Origin of the sequence: Mucilaginibacter sp. (assembly GCF_039921305.1) — a bacterium.
In the GTDB taxonomy this organism is placed as follows: domain Bacteria; phylum Bacteroidota; class Bacteroidia; order Sphingobacteriales; family Sphingobacteriaceae; genus Mucilaginibacter.
The window spans coordinates 123,944-146,509 of sequence record NZ_JBDSCA010000021.1; the positions used below are offsets into that span (position 1 = coordinate 123,944).

Here is a 22,566-nt window from a genome sequence, read left to right on the forward strand (position 1 = left end):
ATGGATTATTCATTAATTACAACAAGCATTAGTTTAGACGGGTATAAGGTTACCAAACACTTAGGTGTAGTGCGTGGCATTACCGTGCGCAGCCGTAGTATAATAGGTAATATTGGCGGCGGTATCCAATCGTTATTCGGTGGCCGTTTATCAATTTATGTAGAACTATGCGAGCGTGCCCGCGAAGAAGCTTTCCAGCTTTTAGTACAACATGCCCGCGAGCGTGGCGCCAATGCCATTATCAATATGCGTTATGATGCCAACGAAGTGATGAAAGGCATAACCGAAGTACTGGCCTACGGTACTGCCGTAGTTGTAGAAAAAGCCGAATAAACAACTAAAACTATTTAAACTTTAAAGCATGATACACCACTGGTGCAAGTGCTTTAAAGTCATCCTGGTTGTTAAACATAATAAAACAGTAAGCATAAGCTACATTATCTTTTTGCAAAGCAATTACATTACAAAAACGGTAATCCTGGCCAAAATCTTTTTTTGTATAGGTTAATGCAAACATCCCCCTATCGGCATTAAATTCTTTTTTAACAGCAACACTGTCATAAGTCCTCGTTTGCGGTGCTTTCTCCCCGCTTGATATATTAATCATGGTAGCCATCAACGCCGTGCCAAAATATTTATTGGGATGAATCATTACAGTTCCCCGCTGCTGTACCATCTTTTGGTATTGCATTAATAAAGTATCCATTGGCCTTACTGTGTACCGCACTTCAAAATCCTTACCGGGATATTTTATGGCATAATTATAATGCATTTGATTGTTATTGATAACAGGCGTTTCCACCCAGCCTTCAGGTGCTTCAAAAGTCATACCTGCCCGGTTTAATAATTTGGTAAAATTATCTGGTAGTGTAATAAACGAGCAAAACAGTAGTACAAATACCGTCACTAATAATAATTTAAACTGTAATTTCATATATAATAAAGTTAGGTAATTTGGTATTGGTTAATTCCAATCTTAATAACAGATGCAACATAGATCGCTATTCCATAAATATTTTCAAAACATTTTATTCACAGCCTTGTTTTGTTTCTTTTGACAGATTTCCCCATATTACTGCGCTACTCTTAATTCGCTATTAATTATAAATTATTCGTACATTTGCGCCCTGAAAAATATTTTTTTATAACATGAAATTATCCCAGTTTAAATTCAATTTACCCGAGTCGTTAATAGCACATTCACCATCAGAAAACCGCGACGAATCACGTTTAATGGTTTTGCACCGCGATTCAGGAAAAATTGAGCATAAAATATTTAAGGATGTTTTGGGTTATTTTGATGATAAGGATGTGATGATCATCAACAACACCAAAGTTTTCCCTGCCCGTTTATATGGCAATAAAGAAAAAACAGGTGCTACCATCGAAGTGTTTTTACTTCGCGAACTAAATAAAGAATTACGCCTTTGGGATGTTTTGGTTGATCCGGCCCGTAAAATACGCGTAGGTAACAAATTGTATTTTGGCGATGATGATTTACTGATAGCGGAGGTTGTAGATAACACTACATCACGCGGCCGTACCATCCGTTTCTTATTTGATGGTACCGACGAGGAGTTCCGTCGTAATGTTGAGATCCTGGGCGAAACCCCGCTTCCTAAATACATTAAACGTAAAGCTACCGAAGAGGATAAAGAGCGCTACCAAACAGTTTTCGCTAAAAACGAAGGCGCTGTTGCGGCCCCTACCGCTGGCTTGCACTTTAGCCGCGAGCTAATGAAACGCCTTGAATTAAAAGGTATTGAGTTTGCCGAAGTTACCTTACACGTGGGTTTAGGTACATTCCGCCCTGTTGAGGTTGAAGACCTAACCAAACACAAAATGGATTCGGAGCAGTTCATCATTGAGCAAAAACAAGCCAACATTGTAAATAAAGCCATCGAAGAAAAACGCCGCATTTGTGCCGTAGGTACAACATCAATGCGCACTATCGAGTCTGCGGTATCGGCAAACAAAACGTTGAAAGCAGCTAACGACTGGACGAGCAAATTCATATTCCCGCCGTATGAGTTTAGCATAGCCAACAGCATGATCACCAATTTCCACACACCAGAATCTACCTTATTGATGATGGTAAGTGCATTTGGCGGTTACGAACATATTATGAACGCCTACGAAGTTGCCGTAAAAGAGAAATACCGTTTCTACAGCTACGGCGATGCCATGTTAATTATATAGTACCGAGTAATTAGTATCAAGTAGTTAGACTTACTTTTACGCAGCAGACAATAAATAATCTTTGCAAATGAGTCTCGATACTAACTACTTGATACTTGATACCAACCCAAACTACGCCATCATCGTAGCCGGGGGTTCGGGTAGCCGGATGCAGTCTGCCGTGCCAAAGCAATTTCTATTATTGAATGGCAAACCGGTTTTAATGTACACCATCGAGACTTTTTATAACAGCCGCTCCCGCCCTGCCATCATCATCGTTCTTCCAGCAAACTACCATCATTACTGGCTCGAGCTTTGTAAAGATCATGATTTTAGGATACCACATCATTTAGTTAATGGCGGCGATACCCGTTTTCAATCTGTAAAAAATGGCTTGGAGTTAATTAGCAACCCCGATGCAGTAATTGCTGTGCAGGATGCCGTAAGACCATTAACGGATGGCACGGTGATAAACGAATCCTTCATCCATGCCAAACAATACGGTAACGCCGTTGTAGCCGTAAAAAGCAGGGATTCAATCCGGCAGGTAAAGAATAACATCTCGTCAGCCCTGGTGCGCGATGAGATCTACCTTGTTCAAACACCCCAAACCTTCCAATCCTCATTATTAAGAGAGGCTTACCAACAAGAGTACAGCTCAGATTTTACCGATGATGCCAGCGTAGTTGAGCGCCTGGGCGTTAACATTAATATAATAGAAGGCAGCTACACCAATATCAAGATCACCTTCCCCGAAGATGTAATCATTGCCGAAATGCTATTAAAGCAAAACAGCCACTAAAAAGTGGCTGTTAATTTCATTATGCTTCAGCAGATTACGCTCTGCGTATCACACCCAAAATAAGCGCGATAATAGCGATCACTAATAAAACGTGGATGATACCACCGTCGCCAAATGATCCCAAGCCATGGAATAAAAATCCCGCTACCCATAATATAACTAATATTACCGCGATTAAATACAATATACCTCTCATAATGTTATTTTTTAAAGTTTTAAGTTTGATTATACAAATTATATAACTAAAATTATTCCAAAAGGGCAAACTGTATGGTTTTTAAACAACAAAGGCTCCTGCAATGCAGAAGCCTTTAAGTATCAGTTAATTACAGTCGATTAATATTCATCCTCGTTAAAAAAGAAATCATCTTTTGTAGGGTAATCAGGCCATATTTCCTCTATATTTTCGTACGGTTCGCCGTCATCCTCTAAGGCTTGCAGGTTTTCAATAACCTCAACAGGCGCTCCGGAACGGATTGCGTAATCAATTAACTCATCTTTAGTAGCCGGCCATGGCGCATCTTCTAAGTGCGAAGCCAATTCAAGTGTCCAATACATATTTTTAAACGTTTTTCTTTAAGATCCTAATTTTGCAAAAGTATAATATTTTAAATGTGATTGTCAAATTATTTTTTTAATATCCATTAAACCCTCGGTATCCATTCATTTTCAACTATTTGCTGCTCGTTTCCAATTTTACGGCCCAGAGTAAATAAGTAGTCGCTCAGGCGGTTTAGGTATATAATAACCTTTTCTTCCACAAAGCTATCTTCGCTTAAGTGTACTGATAATCTTTCGGCCCGCCTGCATACGCATCTCGCAATATGGCAAAAAGAAACCGCATTGCTCCCACCCGGCAAAATAAAATGACGCAAAGGCGGTAGTTCGGTATCCATCCGGTCAATTTCCTTCTCCAAAAGTTCAATATCTTCGGTATGCAGGTCCGGAATTTTCATTTTTGATTTCTCCGGATCAGCAGCCAGGCTGGCACCTATGGTAAATAGCCTGTCCTGCACCTCTTTTAAAACCTCCTTGTGCTTCGCAACAATATCCTGATCACGTATCAGGCCTATGTACGAATTCAACTCGTCAACAGTACCATAGCTCTCTATCCTGATATGATGTTTGGCAACACGTGTGCCGCCTATCAACGAGGTAAGTCCTTTATCGCCTGTTTTAGTATAAATCTTCATGCCAATACAAATAAATATTATTTTAAGACGTTTTTATCAGATGTTGAAAATTATTTCGGTATCGGATGTTGATTGCGGATTAATTTTGAATTGCGATATTTTTTGATTATATTGTATGTAATGAAAACAAGTTGTCCTTTTTAGGATTATTAGATAAATGAATATTAACAAATACCGGCATCCTCTACGCGGTAACTAAAATTAGAGAATAAAAAACACCCATAAATACCCATAATTTGTTACGCTGGTTATCCCGGTTAATCAGCGTAATCATATATAAATCATAAACAATCAACGGTCATTTACCCATGAGATCGATCATATCAGTTACCAAACTCCCGGCTATATTATTAGTATCACTAAGCCTGCTCAGTTTTAAATGCGGTTCAACAAGTACGCCCGCCCTTGCCGAAAAACCATCGGTTACTTCCTTTTTTACCGAAAAGTATTTTAACGGCTTCTTCCCCATGCGGGATAAATTTTATACCTACGCCGCTTTTGTAAAAGCCGTGCAGCAATTAGGTCAGATCAAACTAAAAGTTGAAAAACGCTCGGTGTCCATCTATAAACTTACCCGTACCGATAAAAAAACCGGGATAGCTAAAGTGATCCGTCAGGATGATGAATGGGAAGAGAACTGGGCCAAAGCCAAGCCTTACAGTGTTGTAGAAATTGATTACGGTAATTTTTGCTCCGAAAAAGACCTCATTACCAATAAAAAAGAATTGGCGGCATTCCTCGCCCATATCTCGCACGAAACCCGCCATGGCGAAAATGGCAAATACAACGATGGCTTGATGTATACCCATGAGCTGAATACTACATTGCCTTATATTTCGGATAACGACACCTATCCTCCCGTTAAAGGTAAGTTGTATTACGGCCGCGGACCGTTACAACTGAGCTATAACGGCAATTATGGTTATGCTTCTGATTGTATTTTTGGTGATAAAACCATCCTACTGAATAACCCCGACCTGATCACTACTGATGCTGTAGTGGCCTTTGAAACGGCTATTTATTTTTGGATGACACCACAAACCTACAAACCATCGGCCCATAACGTAATGGCCGATAACTGGAAACCCAATGCTGATGATGTGGCCAGGGGCCGCACCCCAGGCTTTGGCATGACCATCAACATTGTGAACGGCGCCGAAGAATGTAACAAAGGCGAAGCCGTTTTTGCCATGACAGACCGTGCCGGTTACTATCAATACTTTTTAAAAAAACTGGGTGTTAGCGATAACAATTGCCAGTGCTCGTGCGGTAAAATGCAGCCGTACCAGTAAACTTAACCTACTGCATTACATTAAAAAGGTATAAATACTGTACCTTAGTTTTTTAATAATAAATATGTCTAAAAAAGATCACAATCATTCTATCAAACAAGTACTTACACAACTGGTACTCAATGTTTTTGAACAGAACTCTAACCAGGAATTAAATCACAAGCAGGTATCTGCAAAACTGAATATACTTGAACCCGAATCAAAAGAAGTAATACGCGAAATATTAAAGGACGAAGCTTTTAAGCAAACCTTGCAAGAAACATCGCCCGGTAAATTTAAACTACGCGAACTCAAAACCTTTGTTGAAGGCAAGGTTGACCTAACCAATGATGGCTCGGCCTTTATTGTTGTTGAAGATGAGTTTGAAAACGATATTTACGTAGCCCCACGCAAGCTTAAAAATGCCCTTAACGGTGATATTGTTAAGGTTTACGTATATGCCAAAAGCAAAGGTAAACGTAAAGAGGGCGAGGTGATCGAGATCATCAAACGCCACAAAATGGAGTTTACGGGTATTGTAAAACTAAGCGAACGCTTTGCTTTTTTTGTACCCGACGACCGTAAAATGCAGCATGATATCTTTATCCCGCTGGGTGAGTTAAACGGTGCCCGCAACGGCGAAAAGGCTCTTGCCGAAATTACCGAGTGGCCACCAGAAGCTAAAAACCCGGTTGGCCGTATTAAAAATGTGCTGGGTAAACAGGGCGAGAACGACACCGAAATGAACGCCATTCTGGCCGAATACGGTTTCCCCCTATCCTTTCCTAAAGAAGTAGAAGAAGAAGCTAACGCCATACCCGAAGTAATAAGCGTACAGGAAATTGCAAAACGGCGTGATTTCAGGAATATCCTGACTTTCACTATCGATCCATTTGATGCCAAGGATTTTGATGATGCCATATCATTCAAATACCTTGATAATGGAAATTTCGAAGTTGGCGTTCACATTGCCGATGTATCGCACTACATCATCCCCGATTCTCCTTTGGATAAAGAGGCTTATGAGCGTGGTACATCTGTTTATCTGGTTGACCGGGTAATCCCGATGCTTCCCGAAAGGTTATCAAACGGCCTATGCTCATTACGCCCTAATGAAGATAAGCTATGCTTTTCGGCCGTGTTTGAGCTGGATGCCAATGCTTACGTGATTAACGAATGGTTTGGTAAAACGGTGATCCACTCCGACCGCCGCTTTACTTACGAAGAAGTACAAGAAGTTATTGAAACTAACGAAGGCGATTATGTTAAAGAAATAACGCTGCTTAACGAATTAGCTTACAAACTACGCGACCGTAAGTTTAAGAACGGAGCCATCAGCTTTGAAACAAAAGAAGTTAAATTTAAACTGGACGAAACTGGTAAGCCGATTGGTGTTTACGTTAAAGAGCGTAAAGATGCCCATAAATTAATTGAAGATTACATGCTACTGGCCAACCGCAAGGTTGCCGAATTTATAGCCAAAAAAGGCAAAGGCAAGCACCAGTACACTTTTGTATACCGCTCACACGATTCGCCTAAACAAGAAACGCTGGCAGGCTTCGCTATGTTCGCTGCAAGGTTTGGCTACAAGATCAATACAAAATCCGATAAAGAAATTGCCCGTTCCCTAAACCATTTGATGGAAGATGTAGAAGGCAAAAAAGAGCAGAACGTATTAACCCAACTGGCCATACGCTCAATGGCTAAAGCCGTTTACACAACAAAAAAAACCAGCCATTACGGTTTGGCCTTTGATTATTATACGCACTTTACTTCACCTATCCGCCGTTATCCGGATGTGATGGTGCACCGTTTATTGCAGCATTATTTAAATGGAGGCAGCTCCGTTAATGCCGAGCATTACGAGGTTTTGAGTATTCATAGCTCACAAATGGAGAAAAAAGCCGCAGATGCCGAACGTTCATCAGTTAAATACAAACAGGCTGAGTATTTAAAAGACCAGGTTGGTAACATCTTCACCGGCATCATTTCGGGCGTTACCGAGTGGGGTATGTATGTAGAGATCATTGAAAATAAATGCGAGGGCATGATACGCCTGCGCGATATCAGTGATGATTTTTATACGCTTGATGAGAAGAACTACGCCATCATCGGCCAGCGCAAAAAGAAAACCTACCGCCTGGGTGATGAAGTCCAGATCAAAGTTAAAAGCGTTGACCTGACCAAAAAACAGATTGATTTTACACTGATACCGGGTTAGTAGCAAGTAGTTAGTATCAAGTCGCAAGTATTGGGTAATTCTTTTATCTTGATGCCTGATACTCGCTACTTGATACTAAATAATTACTTTTGTCGAAAATATAAGGCTCCGGCCAGTTTTATGCAGCAGATAGTCCAACTCCAAAATTCTATAAATCAATATATCAGTAATAAAAGCTACGGCGCCTCGCCTGTGGAACTTTATGAACCTATCAACTACATTATGTCGCTTGGTGGTAAACGCTTGCGCCCATGCCTGCTATTGATGGCTTGTGATATGTTTGGCGGCGATGTGGAGCAGGCCCTTGCTCCTGCTTTGGCTATCGAGGTATTCCACAACTTTACCCTGATGCATGATGATATTATGGATAAAGCCCCCTTACGTCGTGGTAAGCCAACCGTTCACGAAAAGTGGAATGCCAACGTAGCTATCCTTTCGGGAGATGTGATGATGGTAGAATCCAATAAACTAATTATGCAGGTTAAGGATAACATTTTACGCCCGGTGCTTGATGTGTTTAACGATACAGCCGTAGGCGTTTGCGAGGGCCAGCAAATTGACATGAACTTTGAAACCCGCAGCGATGTACGGATTGACGAGTACATCAACATGATCCGCCTTAAAACTGCTGTACTGGTTGGTGGCGCGCTAAAAATGGGCGCGCTTGTTGGTGGTGCCGACGATGCCGAAGGAACCCTGCTTTACAACTTTGGCGAACAGTTAGGTATTGCATTCCAGTTACAGGATGATATTTTAGATGTTTATGGTGACCCGGAAAAGTTTGGAAAACAAGTTGGTGGCGATATTATTTCCAACAAAAAAACCTACCTGCTAATCAAAGCCCTTGAATTAGCTAAGGGCGATACCTTGAACGAACTTAACAAATGGTTATCGGTTGAAGACTTTGATGCTTCTGAAAAAGTAGAAACAGTTAAAAGCATTTACAATCAACTCAATATCCGTGAGCAGGCCGAAGCCGAAATGAACCAATATGCCGAAAAAGCGATGTTGAGTTTTGAAAAGATCAATCTGCCGGATGAGCGAAAGGTGATTTTGAAAGAATTTGCCGATGCTTTGCTGGTGAGGGAATACTGATCATGAAAACTATGAGTTAATGTTTGAAATAGCATATCTTTAACTCAACCTTTTTCAATATCTCTGCAAATGATAAAAACATTTCCGATTTTATTACTGATGTTAATAAGCACCGGTTTGTTTGCCCAACAAGCTACCACAGATACCTTAACCCGGGAGCAATACGTGAAAGCATTTACGGTTAAGTCTGATTCACTAAATCAAACGGCCTTAAAACTGGCCGTTCCGGGAGCAAGCGCTAAAGATCTGAACGAAGCCATAAGCCTGATCATGAAAGGGCTGCACACCTACTCCCGTTTCCGCGATAGCACGGGTTTGCGCGAAACATTTGATCATTTAGCTTTTGTTTATCATCTTCAAAAAAAATACGTACAGGCCAAATGGTTCTATATCCAATCAAACTCGCTTGCGCGCGAAATGAGGGATACTGCCAACATCATTCATTCTTTAATCTCATTATCATCAGTCAAATCAGATATCAAAGATTTTGAAATGGCTAATAAAGATTTGAGTGAGGCGCTAAACCTAGCCAAAACTCAACCTGGAATTGATGCTGAGATCGAAGTACAAAACCGGATCGCAGCGTATTACAATGAAAGGGAAATCCCGAAAAAAATCGCTGCTGCGCTTAGCCGCATCGCTTTCTTAAAAGATTCCGTTGCTAAAAAGAATGCCCCGGTAATAACCGATACAATAGTTAAAAAACTGCCAGAAATAACCAAGCCTAAATCAGTTCCAACTCAAGGTAGCGCCAATAGTAATCTGATCATCACGGTTATCATCATCGCGATACTTCTTTTGCTGTTATTCATGTTCCTGATCAAAGGCGGCCGAAAAAATGGGGAATAATCCCGATTGGGGAAATTATCGTTAAACGAAATAATTCAATTGGGGAATTTATTCCCGATTGAACTTATAATACAACCCAAACGCAGCTAATTAAGCCATTTTTTATACTGGCACCGCAATTGCATAACTCTTAATATAAAACATTAAAGTTATGAACGATACATTAGCACTAGCATTGGGTTTAGTAGCAGTTGTTTTATTAGCTGAATTTATAATGCGCAAATTGATAGATTTTTTTAATAGGATACGCTAAGCACAGCTTAAAAAAGATCAAAAAAAATGCTAACCAATTTGGGTTAGCAAAGCATAAATTTATATAACTGACTTTATTTATATCAATACCTCGGCCAAACGTGATGTTTCGCTATCGGCCAGCTTTTGCAGTGGGCCGCTTACCAGCATTTTCATCATCATGTTTAAATCGGCCTCAATTTGATAAGTTGCCGTTGTGCTGCCGCCATTATCAGCTAAGGTCCATTTCAATTCTAAAGCAAATGGGGCTTCTTCTGCAGGGATAATTTGTATCTCCTTGTTTTCTACCCTATTGTTTACCTTCAGCGCAAGCTTAGCCATATTTTGGATGGTAAACCGGGCCTCATCAGCTGTTGACGACCAGTTGTAAATATTCTCGGGCATTAATTGCTGATGATTGTTCAGATCAGCCAAAAAACGATACACATCGGCTATCGGCTTATTAATGGTAACCTTACTTTCGAAATTGGTCATTATTATAATAGCTTATATAGTGTCAGTAATTTCTTGCCCCCACTGTGCCGGATTTTCGCGCCATTGCTGTAACAGGCTAACATCGCTCTTTGAAATGTAATTATGCTCTTCAGCGTATGCTATCAAGGCATTATAGTTTGATAGTGTAGCAAATTTACACCCTACCTTTTTAAAGTTTTGTTCCGCTGCATCAAAGCCATAAGTAAAAATGGCTACCAAACCGGCAACATCGCAACCGGCGGCACGTAAAGCTTCCACAGCTTGTAAACTGCTTTTACCAGTTGATATCAAATCCTCAACAACTAATACCCGCTGACCTGGAAATACGTCACCTTCAATTAAATTACCAGTTCCATGTTCTTTGGCCTTAGCACGAACGTAAGCGAATGGCAAACCCATTTCCTGAGCTATCAGCACACCTTGCGGGATACCGGCTGTTGCTACCCCTGCAATGCACGCAATTGAGCCAAACTCTTCCTGAATTAAACGGGTTAATTTTTGACGAATATACGTCCGGATAGCCGGATGAGCTAATGTGGAACGATTATCGCAATAAATTGGAGATTTCCAACCCGATGCCCATGTAAAAGGGTTAGTAGGTTGTAATTTAATTGCTTTAATTTGCAATAAATATTCTGCAACTTGTTGTTCTGTCTCACTTTTATTAAACATGGCTCAAATCTATAGAATTTATATCAACCAAAAGACACTTTTGATCACAGAATCGGTGCCCGAAAGCTTAAAAAATTTTCAACAAATTGACCATCAATCTTTTGATTTGAAAATAATTTATCCACTTATATTAGAGCAATATCCCGGTTACGATTTTTTTGTAGTCTGCAGCGATGCTAAAGCCTTTTTCAAAAAGATATTAAACTCAGTGCAGGTTATTAAAGCCGCCGGAGGTTTAGTTAAAAACGAGCGGAAAGAATACCTTTTTATTTACCGTAATGATAAGTGGGACCTGCCCAAAGGCAAAATTGAAAAAGGCGAAAGCATAAAAGAAGGCGCCGTGCGCGAAGTTGAAGAAGAATGCGGTATAACTGTTAAAAAATTAGGCAAAAAGATATGTAAAACTTACCACGCCTATATTTACAAAGGTGAGGTTGTACTCAAAAAAAGCTATTGGTTTAAAATGAAGGCTACCGGCCAGGATAAACTGAAGCCTCAAAAAGAAGAAGGCATTACAGATGCCCGTTGGTTTACCCGCGAAAAAACAGATATCATCACCAAAAACACCTTCCCATCTATTTTGCAAGTGATGGAAGAAGTTGAATTGTTTAAAGATACTGAAGCGCTTCTTTAGGAATAAACTGCTCGGCATTACCATTGTAGCGCAAAATTTCGCGCACGATGGTTGAGCTGATGGAAGAATAGCCCGGCTTGCTTACAATGAAAATACTTTCTATATCCGGCTCGAGCGCGTGGTTCATTTGAGCTATGGCTTTTTCGTACTCAAAATCGGATACGGTACGAATCCCCCGGATCATGTAGCTCGCCCCTATCTGTTTACAAAAGTTTACGGTTAAACCTTCGTAAGCAATTACATGTACTTTGGGTTCGGTTTCAAAAACCGCCCTCAGCATTTGTTCGCGTTTTTCAACACTTAAAAATCCCTTTTTAGTGCTATTGATACCTATGCCTACGTAAATCTTATCAAACAAGGCAACAGATCGTTTCAGTATGTCAACGTGGGCTTTGGTTACCGGATCAAACGAACCTGGGAAAAGTGCGATCTTCATGAAATGTATTTTAAGCTATTCTTATCCGAAATTACATACAAATTATCGTAATAATCAATTTATGATGGGTCAGCATTTTTAAAAAACGAAAATGACGAATGCCCATATTTTCGCTGCTCAACAAAATTAGGATGCTGACTTAGGTTCTGCATTGATTGATGTTCTACTATCAACAAGCCATCAGCGTTAAGCAATTGCTTCTCAAAAACGATCTTAGGTATTTCGGGAATGCGGTTTAGATCGTAAGGCGGATCAGCAAAGATCAGATCATATTGCTCGGTTTCCATTTCCAGGTATTTAAAAACATCGGCCTTAAAGGTTTTGATAGTTTCTAAACGGTGCTGCCGCGAAGTATCCTTTAAGTAATTGATACATTGAACACTCCTATCAACCGAAACCACTTCGCTTGCACCCCGTGATGCAAACTCAAGCGAAATATTACCTGTCCCGCTGAACAGATCAAGCACCTTTAGCTCATCAAATTCTATCTGATTGTTTAGGATATTAAAGAGCGCTTCTTTAGCCAGGTCTGTTGTAGGGCGTACAGGTAAATTTTTAGGCGTATTGAGCCTTAATCCTTTTAATTTTCCACCAATGATGCGCATAGTGTAAGGCCCGAAAGCAATAATATTTGGTGGGGTAAAAAGCCTTGCGGCAATAAAACTATCTTGGTTTGGTTCAAATAAACCTTGGGCAATAAATCGCTTACGCGATGGATCTTTTTATCAGATATATTAACCTCACCACTTAGCATAAGCGAGGTTTCATCTAAATTCAACTCCAGTTCGTTAGCCGTTAATACAATAAAATACATCAACTCATCGGGGTTTTGAAACTCAAAACTGTTATAAAAGTTCAGCATCCCATTTCTAAAATGCAATAATTGTAAGCGGTTACCTTCTATATGGGCATATAAATTAGTATTATCATGCCTGCCAAAGCTAATGGCGGCTACAAATACTTTCCCGGTAAAAAAGACGGATTTTTGAGCAACCCTGTTTTTAAGCGATTTTAATGTCCCTTCATCAACTTTAAAAACTACAATGCTGCCTTCATCTATTTCGTTAACCAGCAAGGTATCACCAGGCTTAAGGGTCAAAAACCTGCCGTATTCGCTCAGGTCACTTTCTTTATATAGTTCTTTTGGAATAATGGTAAAGGTAGCGGATGTTACAATCGCTTTAACATCAATATATTTAGCTGTTAAAATACCTTTCAGGTCGCTGGGTGCTCTTAGCTCTTCGTTATCATATTCTTCGCCCCAAACCAGTACTCTTTTACTGTCGGTTTGCAAAACCACGAACGAAAACGTTTGATCGTTTACCATCAGCAACAATTCGTAGCCTTCGGTAACATTCGGATCGTATTCAGGGTCGTAATAATTATACCGGCCTTTGCTCATATAGCAAAAGTAAAAAAAATAACACAGGTATCGTTAAGCCTTTTTTACGCATTTTTGAGGTGTGAATACTACCGCGGATATTTTAACTAAGGCATTCCCTCATCAACCTAACGGGCAGCAGCTTGAGCTATTTAGCAAGCTGCACAGCTTTTTAATAAGCAATGATGGCGACGAATGCTTTTTATTAAAAGGATACGCGGGTACAGGTAAAACCACAGTGATAAGCGCGCTGGTTAAATCGCTCAGGGCTTATAATTATAAATACGTATTACTTGCGCCAACAGGCCGTGCCGCCAAAGTAATATCGGGCTATGCGGGTAAAAAAGCATTTACTATTCATAAGCGCATTTACCGTAAAAAATCGGCAATGAGTATCGACGAATCTTTTCAGCCCGGAGATAATGTGGCTACCGATACTCTATTCATTGTGGATGAAGCGTCCATGATATCCGACGAACCAAGTGGCAATAACCGTAATAGTTTGTTGCAAGATCTGATCAGCTACGTTTATAATACCAAAAACTGCAAGTTAATTTTGGTTGGCGATACCGCCCAACTCCCCCCTGTTGGCTCGGTTAACAGTCCGGCTTTGGAGCAAAAGGTATTGAAAGATCACTTCGGCCTCAATGTATTCGCTTTTGAATTAACCGATGTGGTTCGCCAGGAAAAGGATTCGGGAATATTGATGAACGTTACCCGGATAAGAGAACTGATCCGCAATGATAAAAACGAAATACCTCACATCATAACCAAAGGCTTTAAAGATGTTTTCCGCCTTAACGGCGATAGGTTAGACGAAGGGCTTGAGTATGCCTACAAAAAGTATGGCATGGACCGTACACTGGTAATATGCCGTTCTAATAAAAATGCCAACCTCTACAATCAACAAATACGGGGGAGAATATTGTTCCGTGATGAAGAAATTACTGGCGGCGACCAGATCATGGTAGTCCGCAATAACTATTTCTGGCTAAAAGAAGAAGAGGAAAACAGCACCGGTTTTATTGCCAATGGCGATATTGCACGTATTACCAAGATCCGCAACTTTCAGGATATGTACGGTTTCAGATTTGCCGATGCCACAGTTGAGTTTACCGATTATGCCGAAAATTTAAGTATTAACTGCAAAGTAATGCTGGATACGCTTTATTCAGAATCACCGGCACTGCAGCCCACCGATCAAAAACGTTTTTATTTAGAGGTGATGAAAGATTACGATCACATTGCCAATAAGCGCTTAAAGTTTGAAGAGTTAAAAACCAACCCCTATTATAATGCATTGCAAATTAAGTTTGCTTATGCCGTAACCTGCCACAAAGCACAAGGTGGCCAATGGGATGCCGTATTTGTTGACCAGGGGTATTTGACCGAAGAAATGGTGAACAATGATTTTTTACGCTGGTTTTATACCGCTTGTACACGTTCAACTACAGCCTTATTTTTGGTGAATTTTAACCAGCGTTTTTATCCTGCCGGTACCGAAGAAAACTATTGAGGAAGCGCGATAATAAAGGTTGTACCTTGTTTTTCAATACTTTCTACGGTAATATCGCCGCCATGTTTTTTGATAATCTGGCGGGCTATATTTAATCCCATACCAATGGAATCTTCTCCTCTAACACCTTTGCGACTGGCTTTAGAGAAACGATCAAACACGTAAGGCAATAGTTCATCCGGAATACCCAAACCATGATCTCGCACCTCAATAATACATTTACCACTTTCCTGCTTCAGCAATACCTCAATCTTATCACCCGCGATAGAAAACTTGATCGCATTACTGATCAGGTTATCCATTACCCGCTGAATCTTTTCTTTATTAACGTGGGTATAAACAGATCTTTTTGTCCCGGTAAAAACCAACTCCGCCAACCCAGATCGATTCTGTCGCCATTCGTTGGCAATGCCGCCTAAAAAATGATTAAGCTCTACCTCTTCAACTCCAAAATTTTCCACGCTGTCATTTCGTGCAACTTCTATCAAATCGTTTATGATACTTCTCGCTTTCTCACACGAAGCCTTTATCATAGCTAAGTTTTCCTTACCATCTTCGTCGGTATCGTTTAAATCCATTCCCATTAAGGTCGAAACACCTTCAATAACAGCCAATGGGTTACGCAGATCGTGAGCTACAATGCCTAATATTTCATCTTTTAAATGATTGGCATTTTCTATCTCCAGGTTTTTTTCCTGTATCGTTTTTAACTGAATAAAATGGTTGGCCCGATAAGAGAATACATGTCGCGATGAAAAAAAGAACAAGCCCAATAACGTTATCGACACAAACTGGTTCTTAATGATTTCGCCCTTATCATATTGAAAATAAGGCAGTAAAATACTAAAAGCTATCAAAAAAACCAGGACAATAAAAATTGTCTCGTAATACTCAAATACAAAAAATATACTAACCAGAATTAACCACATCATGTACATAGTTAATGAGTTGCGCGGGTTATGCATGGCATAAAATGTATTGAGCATTCCCCGGCTAATCAAGTATAGGGCAAATAGCATGACCAAAACTTGCGCTAATCGTAAAAATTGTTTTTTAGGCTTGAAGTTTTTGATGAGCAACACACTACTCAAATAAAATAATGGCGTTATAAATAGTGTAGAGTACAGTGATGTTAAAAATCCTGGAATATTAACTATACCGTCAAGGTTTAACTTGAATGCATATTCTGCAACTATTATAGCTGCTACCCCTACGAAATAAAAAAGACTTATTTTTTTCAGGGCTCTTAAATTTTCGAGAATATAGTACACCCTAAATGCTGAAGTGGCATTAGTATCAGTTCGGGTTAACAGATAAATTTTCACGGGGCTGAATTACTATCGTCTAAAGATATGAATATTATATGCACATGATGCAAAACCGCATTCAAAATCATAATGTTGTTTTATCATCTCAACAAACCAGTTATATTAATTTCTTTATAATATAAAACGTCGATTAACAATGCGTAGTAAAATCCTGATAATTATTACACATATTAGTTAAACTTTGTTAGCTACTTACTGTTGTGCTACCAATTATAACTAATTCTAAATGAAAATATCTTTCCATGGTGCAGCCCGTACAGTTACCGGCAGCAAACACCTTATCACTTTAAATAATGGCGAACAAATTTTGTTAGACTGTGGTATGTTCCAGGGTATGGGCAGCGAAACCGAAGAGATGAACGATTACTTCGGTTTCAATCCTAAAAAAGTAAACTACATGGTTTTATCGCATGCGCATATCGATCATTCCGGCTTAATTCCAAGGCTTGTTGCCGAAGGTTATAAAGGCCCGATATTTTGCACAGCGCCAACCATAGAGCTTACCAAAATACTATTAACCGATTCATCCAAAATAATAACCCAGGATGCCGAGTACACCAACAAACAAAACAAAAAGCATGGCCGGCCATTAATTGAGCCCATGTATACCGAGGAAGATGTGGTCAAAGCAATAAGCTTATTCAAAATAGTTGATCTGGATATCGATTTTGAGATCAGCCCGCGTATAACTTTAAGGCTAACAGACAGCGGCCATATTATTGGGGCGGCGGCAATACACCTGTCTATTTTAGAAGATGCAAAGCTTACCAAAATAACCTTTAGTGGTGATATTGGCCGTTATAACGATCTGTTATTAAAATCACCAAAAGTATTCCCACAGGCTGATTATATTCTGTTGGAATCAACTTACGGTAATTCACTCCACTCAGAATTAGAACCCGTTGAAGAAAAACTTTACGAGGTTATCTATCAAACTTGTATTCTGCGTGGCGGTAAAGTAATTATACCCGCATTTAGTGTAGGTAGAACGCAAGAAATATTGTACGCCCTTAACTACCTTGAAGAAAAAAACAAACTCCCCGATGTTGCCTATTATGTAGATAGCCCCCTATCCGAAAAAGCGACAGAGATATTAAAAGATCATACCGATCTGTTAAACAAAGATGTGCAACAGGTAATGAAGCATGACGATGACGTATTCAAATTTAAAAACTTGAAATTTGTGCATACTACCGAAGAATCCATCGCTTTAAACGATGATCCCCGCCCCTGCGTGATCATCTCTTCATCAGGCATGGCCGAGGCGGGCCGGGTTAGGCATCACATCCGTAACAACATCGGGAATGCCAAAAACACCATCCTGATGGTTGGCTATGCCGAACCAAGATCATTAGCCGGGCAACTAAAGAACGGGAATAAAACCGTTTGGATTTTCAGAGAAGAGCATTTGGTTAAGGCTGATGTTCAATCTATCGATTCAATGAGCGCGCATGGCGATTATAATGACCTGATCCATTTTTTAAATTGCCAAAAACAGGAAGAAGTTAAACAGATATTTTTAGTACATGGCGAATACAACATACAGCAGGCTTTCGAGGCGCGTTTGCACGATAAAGGATTTAAAAATGTTTGCATCCCTGATCTGCATACGCATGTTGATTTGTAAATACTGCCCTATTGGCATTTGAAATAATAATTAGTTGACGATTAGTCATTTGAAATTCATTTACGCTGACTTTATTGCCGACTATACACCGTGGCGTTAAGTTTGATTAATACTAATCACTATGAATTTTAACAACTTTACGATCAAAGCACAGGAAGCCGTTCAAAAAGCTTCCGAAATTGTCACTGGTAACCAGCAGCAGGCAATTGAAAACGCCCACATATTAAAGGGCCTGCTACTTGTTGATGAAAATGTTATATCCTATCTGCTTAAAAAGCTCAATGTAAATATTAACCGTTTAAACGAAGCTTTAGATCAGCAGATAGCCAGCTTCCCTAAAGTAAGCGGAAGCAACGTTTATTTATCATCGGGAGCTAATACAGCCTTGCAAAAGGCAACCAATTATTTAAAAGAATTTAAGGATGATTTTGTATCTGTCGAGCATATCCTGTTAGGAATATTGGCCGCTAACGATAAGCCCGCTACCCTGTTAAAAGATATGGGTGTGAACGAAAAAGACCTTAAGAAAGCTATTGTTGAATTGCGAGGCGATAATAAGGTGACTGATCAAAACGCCGAAGCAACTTACAACGCGTTAAATAAATATGCCCGCAACCTAAATGAATATGCCGAATCGGGCAAATTGGACCCGGTTATTGGTCGCGACGATGAGATACGCCGTGTGATACAGATACTATCCCGCAGAACCAAAAACAACCCTATTTTGGTTGGTGAACCAGGTGTTGGTAAAACCGCTATTGCCGAAGGTATCGCCTTTAGGATATTGAAAGGCGATGTGCCCGAAAACCTGAAATCGAAAACAGTTTACTCATTGGATATGGGTGCCTTAATAGCTGGTGCCAAATACAAAGGTGAATTTGAAGAGCGCTTAAAATCGGTAGTAAAAGAAGTGATTCAGGCCGATGGTGAGATCGTTTTATTTATTGACGAGATCCACACCCTTGTTGGTGCTGGTGGTGGCGAAGGTGCGATGGATGCTGCAAACATCCTGAAACCAGCCTTAGCCCGTGGCGAATTAAGAGCCATTGGCGCAACTACCTTGAATGAATATCAAAAATATTTTGAAAAAGATAAAGCCTTAGAACGCCGTTTCCAAAAAGTAATGGTTGATGAGCCTGATACTGCCGATGCCATATCTATTTTACGCGGATTGAAAGAGAAGTACGAAGCACACCATAAAGTGCGCATACTAGACGAGGCTATCATCGCATCAGTCGAAATGTCGCAACGCTATATCTCAGACAGGTTCCTTCCCGATAAGGCTATCGATTTAATGGATGAAGCTGCATCCAAACTCCGTATTGAAATGGATTCCGTTCCCGAAGTTGTGGATGAACTGGAACGCCGCATTATGCAACTGGAAATTGAGCGCGAAGCCATTAAACGTGAGCATAACGACAAACGGGTAAAAGAGCTTGCCGAAGAAATTGCTAACCTATCGGCCGACAGGGATTCACTACGGGCCAAATGGCAAGGCGAAAAGGACGCGGTTGATAACATCAACAACAAAATTGAGCAGATAGAAAACTTTAAGCTCGAGGCAGAACAGGCGGAACGAGCAGGCGACTACGGCAAAGTAGCAGAATTACGCTACGGAAAGATCCGTGAAACACAGGACGAAGTTGAAAAACTTAAAGCCGCCCTGATCGAAAACAAAGACGATACCCGCATGCTGAAAGAGGAGGTTACTGCCGATGATATTGCCGGTGTTGTAGCACGCTGGACTGGTATCCCTGTTTCCAAAATGATCCAGAGCGAGCGCGAAAAGTTGCTCAACCTCGAAGATGAATTACACAAACGTGTTGCGGGGCAGGAAGAAGCCATTGAAGCCATTAGCGATGCTATACGCCGCAGCCGTGCCGGTTTGCAGGATAAACGCAAGCCTATCGGTTCATTCATATTTTTAGGCACCACAGGTGTTGGTAAAACAGAATTAGCCAAAGCCTTGGCCGAATACTTGTTTAACGATGAGCAGGCCTTGATCCGTATTGACATGTCGGAATACCAGGAGCGCCATTCCGTTTCACGTTTGGTTGGCGCGCCTCCGGGATATGTTGGTTACGATGAAGGCGGGCAATTAACCGAAGCTGTACGCCGGAAACCCTATAGTGTTGTGCTATTGGATGAGATCGAGAAAGCACATCCTGATGTGTTCAACATTTTACTGCAAGTTTTAGATGATGGCCGTTTAACTGATAATAAAGGCCGGGTGGTAAACTTTAAAAACACCATCATCATCATGACATCCAATATCGGTTCGCATATCATCCAGGAAAATTTCCAGAGCTATGAAGAATTGGATAAGGATGAAGTGATTGCCAAAACCAAAAATGAATTATTCGAATTATTGCGCAAAACCATTCGCCCCGAGTTTTTAAACCGCATTGATGAGATCATCATGTTCACCCCGCTTAGTCGCGATGAGATTGGTGATATTGTGAAACTGCAATTTACACAACTGCAAAACACCTTAGCCGAAATGGGTATCACCCTTGAAGCAAGTGACGAAGCTTTGGATTGGTTGGCACAGTTAGGCTATGATCCTCAATATGGCGCAAGGCCTTTAAAACGTGTGATACAGAAAAAAATATTGAACGAATTATCTAAACAGATACTGGCCGGCAAAATTGATAAAGACAGCAAAATAAAGCTGGACAGTTTTGATAATCAGTTTGTATTTTTAAATGAGGATGATAAAATAGCCCACTAATCATCACACAATTAAATATTATTTAAAGCCCACTACATCATATGATATAATGGGCTTTGTTATTTCTTCATATTAAATGATTTATTGTGGCAAGAAAGGTTACTATTTAGCTCAACCCGTTTAGTTTTCGCATTGATATACTTCCGAGCTTGGATTAATTATTTAACCAACTAACCAATAAAAATCCTGTTATTATGAAAAAACCAATTATTATGTTGGGGGGCCTCCTCCTGCTTTCTACCCTGGTGTGGTATGGCTGCGAAAAAAACACCTTACCGGCAACCGAAACCACCAATCCATTCGCTATTAACAATATTACGGCCAGTCATCCAAGCACATCAATGGTGGTTGACAATTTGAACGGGCCTCTCACTACCAACGAGATCTCATCATTTAAAACGTACATGTCAGGCGTTTCCGCGCCAGATCATAATGATCAGAATATTTGGGTATTCGGCAACTCGGGCAAACAGATAGAAGCCTGCGGATTAATGTATGATGCAACCAGCGATCAGGCTATTTTAGATCGTATGATCTATTTTTGCGATGCTGCCCTGGCTGGCCGTAATGATCTGGCCTCAGCCGCCAACGGAGGCCAACGCACCGTATGGACAGGGAATATTGAACCCGTTTGGCCATCTTCGGCTGCGGGCGTTAGTCCGGCACAGGCCGGTGTTGAGCCAGGAGATGTAATATCGCATATGGCGCTTTGCGCTAAACTTATTTTACAACATTCTGCTTTATGGAATACCAACGTAAGCACCGGCGACCCGCATGGCTACGGCGCCACCTATAAAGCAAGAGCCCTGAAATATATTCAAGAGGGAGATTATGTTATTGATAACTGGCTGGTTCCACGTTTTGTGCGCAGTACTGATCATTTGATCTATTTCCCTGGCTCACCTAATACTTATAAACCCAACGAGCCTGCACCGTGGAATCAGTTATTCATGGTCACCAATGCAATGGTTCGGTTAATTCAATGCCACCTTATATTGGCTGATGCTGCATCACGTGTTTCGCAATACGATACCATAGTACAGGCCAATGTTAATTGGTTTAAAGCCAATACCACCGCCAATACTTCCGCCTCTGGTACCGCATGCTGGAAATGGGCCTATCAGTTGCCAAGCGGGGTTGAAGATAGCAACCACGCGGCTTATGATAGCGAAGGTATGTACATTGCTTATGACAGTGGCCGATACGGCATCACACTTACCGATATGACAAAGCTGGCCAATACTTATTTTGATATTGTTTTAGCAACAGTTACAGGTGGTATTTATGCCGGCCGGGTTGATGGTACCACAGGCTCGGGCAACTCAGGTGGCGACGACTATGTTAGAGACGAGTATTTGTATTTGACAGATATCCGTCAAGATAAATACTTTACTGCCGGAAACATCGAGATCAGTACCAATAAAATAGCTTCGTCACCACAAATAACCGCACGCTTACTATGGATAAAAAACCGCAGGTATCAGGCTGGTGATGGTGATGTTTACCTGTATCAAAACTGTAATTACGCAGGCTGGAAGGCAACTTTTGATCCAGGCAATTTTTTAATGGCAGATATTGTAGCCAAAGGCGGTGTTAACGATGATGCATCATCCATCAAAATACCTCCGGGTATGAAAGTTGTTTTGTACACCAGTAACAACTATGGTGGCACAGCCGTAACGCTTACCGCAGATGATGCCTGCCTAAGCGATCATAGTATTAACGATATGGTATCATCACTCAAAGTAACCGTATTGCCATAACATAAGTTCATTTAATATACCCCCGGGAGTTTAATAAACCCGCCGGGGTATATTTCAACCCCGATGTAATAAATTGTTTGAATAATTAAAACAAGCTCCCCTTTCTGGCGGTTATAAATAACAGGCGAATTTCGCTTGAAACT

Annotated in this window: 22 protein-coding genes; 12 read left to right on the forward strand and 10 right to left on the reverse strand. The window is 40.6% G+C overall.

The features are described 5' to 3' along the window. Complete coding sequence (locus ABIN91_RS05345) at positions 1-333, forward strand: YbjQ family protein (protein ID WP_348049240.1); 333 nt, start codon at positions 1-3, stop codon at positions 331-333. A 10-nt stretch (positions 334-343) separates the two neighbouring features. Here the strand turns inward: ABIN91_RS05345 and ABIN91_RS05350 are convergent, their stop codons facing one another. Next, positions 344-934 carry a hypothetical protein gene (locus ABIN91_RS05350; RefSeq protein ID WP_348049244.1) on the reverse strand — a complete coding sequence of 197 codons (591 nt, stop codon included), beginning with the start codon at positions 932-934 and terminating at the stop codon, positions 344-346. Between the two features lie 215 nt (positions 935-1,149). Here ABIN91_RS05350 and queA point away from each other — a divergent pair, with 215 nt between their 5' ends. Together queA and ABIN91_RS05360 are read left to right on the forward strand one after the other, a co-directional pair. Further along, complete coding sequence (queA, locus tag ABIN91_RS05355; protein ID WP_348049248.1) at positions 1,150-2,199, forward strand: tRNA preQ1(34) S-adenosylmethionine ribosyltransferase-isomerase QueA; 1,050 nt, start codon at positions 1,150-1,152, stop codon at positions 2,197-2,199. 67 nt (positions 2,200-2,266) lie between these two features. After that, a complete protein-coding gene (locus tag ABIN91_RS05360; RefSeq protein WP_348049250.1) occupies positions 2,267-2,980 on the forward strand; it encodes a 2-C-methyl-D-erythritol 4-phosphate cytidylyltransferase in 714 nt (237 codons plus the stop codon). Between the two features lie 34 nt (positions 2,981-3,014). Here the strand turns inward: ABIN91_RS05360 and ABIN91_RS05365 are convergent, their stop codons facing one another. The 3 genes from ABIN91_RS05365 to ABIN91_RS05375 all read right to left on the reverse strand — a co-directional run bounded on the left by ABIN91_RS05365 (position 3,015) and on the right by ABIN91_RS05375 (position 4,173). After that, on the reverse strand, positions 3,015-3,176 hold the full coding sequence (locus tag ABIN91_RS05365; protein WP_348049254.1) for a lmo0937 family membrane protein: 162 nt from the start codon (positions 3,174-3,176) through the stop codon (positions 3,015-3,017). Positions 3,177-3,316: 140 nt separating this feature from the next. After that, positions 3,317-3,538, reverse strand: coding sequence for a DUF2795 domain-containing protein (locus tag ABIN91_RS05370; protein ID WP_002996718.1), 222 nt, complete (start codon positions 3,536-3,538; stop codon positions 3,317-3,319). Positions 3,539-3,624: 86 nt separating this feature from the next. Continuing rightward, positions 3,625-4,173, reverse strand: a complete 549-nt coding sequence (locus ABIN91_RS05375) for a cob(I)yrinic acid a,c-diamide adenosyltransferase (protein WP_348049257.1) — start codon at positions 4,171-4,173, stop codon at positions 3,625-3,627. Positions 4,174-4,481: 308 nt separating this feature from the next. Here ABIN91_RS05375 and ABIN91_RS05380 point away from each other — a divergent pair, with 308 nt between their 5' ends. The 4 genes from ABIN91_RS05380 (at position 4,482) to ABIN91_RS05395 (ending at position 9,609) form a co-directional block, all read left to right on the forward strand. Further along, positions 4,482-5,465 carry a chitinase gene (locus tag ABIN91_RS05380; protein ID WP_348049259.1) on the forward strand — a complete coding sequence of 328 codons (984 nt, stop codon included), beginning with the start codon at positions 4,482-4,484 and terminating at the stop codon, positions 5,463-5,465. Positions 5,466-5,529: 64 nt separating this feature from the next. Next, entirely contained in the window at positions 5,530-7,665 is a 2,136-nt protein-coding gene (gene rnr / locus ABIN91_RS05385) for a ribonuclease R (RefSeq protein ID WP_348049261.1), read from the forward strand. Between the two features lie 120 nt (positions 7,666-7,785). Then, positions 7,786-8,760 carry a polyprenyl synthetase family protein gene (locus ABIN91_RS05390; protein ID WP_348049263.1) on the forward strand — a complete coding sequence of 325 codons (975 nt, stop codon included), beginning with the start codon at positions 7,786-7,788 and terminating at the stop codon, positions 8,758-8,760. A gap of 69 nt (positions 8,761-8,829) precedes the next feature. Beyond that, positions 8,830-9,609 (forward strand): hypothetical protein, encoded by a 780-nt coding sequence (locus ABIN91_RS05395; protein WP_348049265.1) that lies wholly within the window; start codon positions 8,830-8,832, stop codon positions 9,607-9,609. 330 nt (positions 9,610-9,939) lie between these two features. Here the strand turns inward: ABIN91_RS05395 and ABIN91_RS05400 are convergent, their stop codons facing one another. Both ABIN91_RS05400 and pyrE read right to left on the reverse strand, forming a co-directional pair. After that, positions 9,940-10,335, reverse strand: coding sequence for an SRPBCC family protein (locus ABIN91_RS05400; RefSeq protein WP_348049267.1), 396 nt, complete (start codon positions 10,333-10,335; stop codon positions 9,940-9,942). A 12-nt stretch (positions 10,336-10,347) separates the two neighbouring features. Beyond that, positions 10,348-11,007, reverse strand: a complete 660-nt coding sequence (gene pyrE, locus ABIN91_RS05405; RefSeq protein ID WP_348049269.1) for an orotate phosphoribosyltransferase — start codon at positions 11,005-11,007, stop codon at positions 10,348-10,350. On the opposite strand from pyrE, the gene ABIN91_RS05410 reads away from it, so the two are divergent. Next, complete coding sequence (locus ABIN91_RS05410) at positions 11,006-11,641, forward strand: NUDIX domain-containing protein (protein ID WP_348049271.1); 636 nt, start codon at positions 11,006-11,008, stop codon at positions 11,639-11,641. The genes pyrE and ABIN91_RS05410 overlap by 2 nt on opposite strands. Here the strand turns inward: ABIN91_RS05410 and coaD are convergent. The 3 genes from coaD to ABIN91_RS05425 are packed head-to-tail and all read right to left on the reverse strand — an operon-like array spanning position 11,616 to position 13,479. Further along, positions 11,616-12,077: a pantetheine-phosphate adenylyltransferase gene (gene coaD, locus ABIN91_RS05415; protein ID WP_348049273.1), complete on the reverse strand. Its 462-nt coding sequence runs from the start codon at positions 12,075-12,077 to the stop codon at positions 11,616-11,618. The genes ABIN91_RS05410 and coaD overlap by 26 nt on opposite strands. A gap of 59 nt (positions 12,078-12,136) precedes the next feature. After that, the gene (gene rsmD / locus ABIN91_RS05420) at positions 12,137-12,682 is read right to left on the reverse strand and encodes a 16S rRNA (guanine(966)-N(2))-methyltransferase RsmD (RefSeq protein ID WP_348049275.1); all 546 of its coding nucleotides are present in this window, start codon (positions 12,680-12,682) and stop codon (positions 12,137-12,139) included. Beyond that, positions 12,658-13,479 (reverse strand): DUF3822 family protein, encoded by an 822-nt coding sequence (locus ABIN91_RS05425; RefSeq protein WP_348049277.1) that lies wholly within the window; start codon positions 13,477-13,479, stop codon positions 12,658-12,660. The genes rsmD and ABIN91_RS05425 overlap by 25 nt, the downstream gene beginning before the upstream one ends. 61 nt (positions 13,480-13,540) lie before the next feature. Between ABIN91_RS05425 and ABIN91_RS05430 the strand changes: the two genes are divergently transcribed. Beyond that, complete coding sequence (locus tag ABIN91_RS05430) at positions 13,541-14,974, forward strand: AAA family ATPase (protein WP_348049279.1); 1,434 nt, start codon at positions 13,541-13,543, stop codon at positions 14,972-14,974. Here ABIN91_RS05430 and ABIN91_RS05435 read toward each other — a convergent pair. Further along, entirely contained in the window at positions 14,968-15,960 is a 993-nt protein-coding gene (locus tag ABIN91_RS05435; RefSeq protein WP_348049281.1) for a HAMP domain-containing sensor histidine kinase, read from the reverse strand. The genes ABIN91_RS05430 and ABIN91_RS05435 overlap by 7 nt on opposite strands. Before the next feature lie 568 nt (positions 15,961-16,528). On the opposite strand from ABIN91_RS05435, the gene ABIN91_RS05440 reads away from it, so the two are divergent. The 3 genes from ABIN91_RS05440 (at position 16,529) to ABIN91_RS05450 (ending at position 22,423) form a co-directional block, all read left to right on the forward strand. Next, positions 16,529-17,929 carry an MBL fold metallo-hydrolase gene (locus ABIN91_RS05440; RefSeq protein ID WP_348049283.1) on the forward strand — a complete coding sequence of 467 codons (1,401 nt, stop codon included), beginning with the start codon at positions 16,529-16,531 and terminating at the stop codon, positions 17,927-17,929. 121 nt (positions 17,930-18,050) lie between these two features. Then, positions 18,051-20,660 carry an ATP-dependent chaperone ClpB gene (gene clpB, locus ABIN91_RS05445; protein ID WP_348049285.1) on the forward strand — a complete coding sequence of 870 codons (2,610 nt, stop codon included), beginning with the start codon at positions 18,051-18,053 and terminating at the stop codon, positions 20,658-20,660. Positions 20,661-20,854: 194 nt separating this feature from the next. Next, entirely contained in the window at positions 20,855-22,423 is a 1,569-nt protein-coding gene (locus tag ABIN91_RS05450; RefSeq protein ID WP_348049287.1) for an alpha-1,2-mannosidase, read from the forward strand. The last annotated feature ends 143 nt before the right edge of the window (positions 22,424-22,566 follow it).

Excerpts from the sequence above, each read along its gene's own strand:
- ABIN91_RS05380 (WP_348049259.1), top strand. The coding sequence starts at position 4,482 with ATGAGATCGATCATATCAGTTACCAAACTCCCGGCTATATTATTAGTA.
- ABIN91_RS05350 (WP_348049244.1), bottom strand. The coding sequence starts at position 934 with ATGAAATTACAGTTTAAATTATTATTAGTGACGGTATTTGTACTACTG.
- coaD (WP_348049273.1), bottom strand. The coding sequence starts at position 12,077 with ATGAAGATCGCACTTTTCCCAGGTTCGTTTGATCCGGTAACCAAAGCC.
- ABIN91_RS05390 (WP_348049263.1), top strand. The coding sequence starts at position 7,786 with ATGCAGCAGATAGTCCAACTCCAAAATTCTATAAATCAATATATCAGT.
- pyrE (WP_348049269.1), bottom strand. The coding sequence starts at position 11,007 with ATGTTTAATAAAAGTGAGACAGAACAACAAGTTGCAGAATATTTATTG.
- ABIN91_RS05450 (WP_348049287.1), top strand. The coding sequence starts at position 20,855 with ATGAAAAAACCAATTATTATGTTGGGGGGCCTCCTCCTGCTTTCTACC.
- ABIN91_RS05435 (WP_348049281.1), bottom strand. The coding sequence starts at position 15,960 with ATGCTCAATACATTTTATGCCATGCATAACCCGCGCAACTCATTAACT.
- ABIN91_RS05440 (WP_348049283.1), top strand. The coding sequence starts at position 16,529 with ATGAAAATATCTTTCCATGGTGCAGCCCGTACAGTTACCGGCAGCAAA.
- clpB (WP_348049285.1), top strand. The coding sequence starts at position 18,051 with ATGAATTTTAACAACTTTACGATCAAAGCACAGGAAGCCGTTCAAAAA.
- ABIN91_RS05370 (WP_002996718.1), bottom strand. The coding sequence starts at position 3,538 with ATGTATTGGACACTTGAATTGGCTTCGCACTTAGAAGATGCGCCATGG.
- ABIN91_RS05400 (WP_348049267.1), bottom strand. The coding sequence starts at position 10,335 with ATGACCAATTTCGAAAGTAAGGTTACCATTAATAAGCCGATAGCCGAT.
- ABIN91_RS05375 (WP_348049257.1), bottom strand. The coding sequence starts at position 4,173 with ATGAAGATTTATACTAAAACAGGCGATAAAGGACTTACCTCGTTGATA.
- rsmD (WP_348049275.1), bottom strand. The coding sequence starts at position 12,682 with ATGCGCATCATTGGTGGAAAATTAAAAGGATTAAGGCTCAATACGCCT.
- ABIN91_RS05365 (WP_348049254.1), bottom strand. The coding sequence starts at position 3,176 with ATGAGAGGTATATTGTATTTAATCGCGGTAATATTAGTTATATTATGG.
- rnr (WP_348049261.1), top strand. The coding sequence starts at position 5,530 with ATGTCTAAAAAAGATCACAATCATTCTATCAAACAAGTACTTACACAA.
- ABIN91_RS05360 (WP_348049250.1), top strand. The coding sequence starts at position 2,267 with ATGAGTCTCGATACTAACTACTTGATACTTGATACCAACCCAAACTAC.
- ABIN91_RS05395 (WP_348049265.1), top strand. The coding sequence starts at position 8,830 with ATGATAAAAACATTTCCGATTTTATTACTGATGTTAATAAGCACCGGT.
- ABIN91_RS05410 (WP_348049271.1), top strand. The coding sequence starts at position 11,006 with ATGGCTCAAATCTATAGAATTTATATCAACCAAAAGACACTTTTGATC.
- ABIN91_RS05345 (WP_348049240.1), top strand. The coding sequence starts at position 1 with ATGGATTATTCATTAATTACAACAAGCATTAGTTTAGACGGGTATAAG.
- queA (WP_348049248.1), top strand. The coding sequence starts at position 1,150 with ATGAAATTATCCCAGTTTAAATTCAATTTACCCGAGTCGTTAATAGCA.
- ABIN91_RS05425 (WP_348049277.1), bottom strand. The coding sequence starts at position 13,479 with ATGAGCAAAGGCCGGTATAATTATTACGACCCTGAATACGATCCGAAT.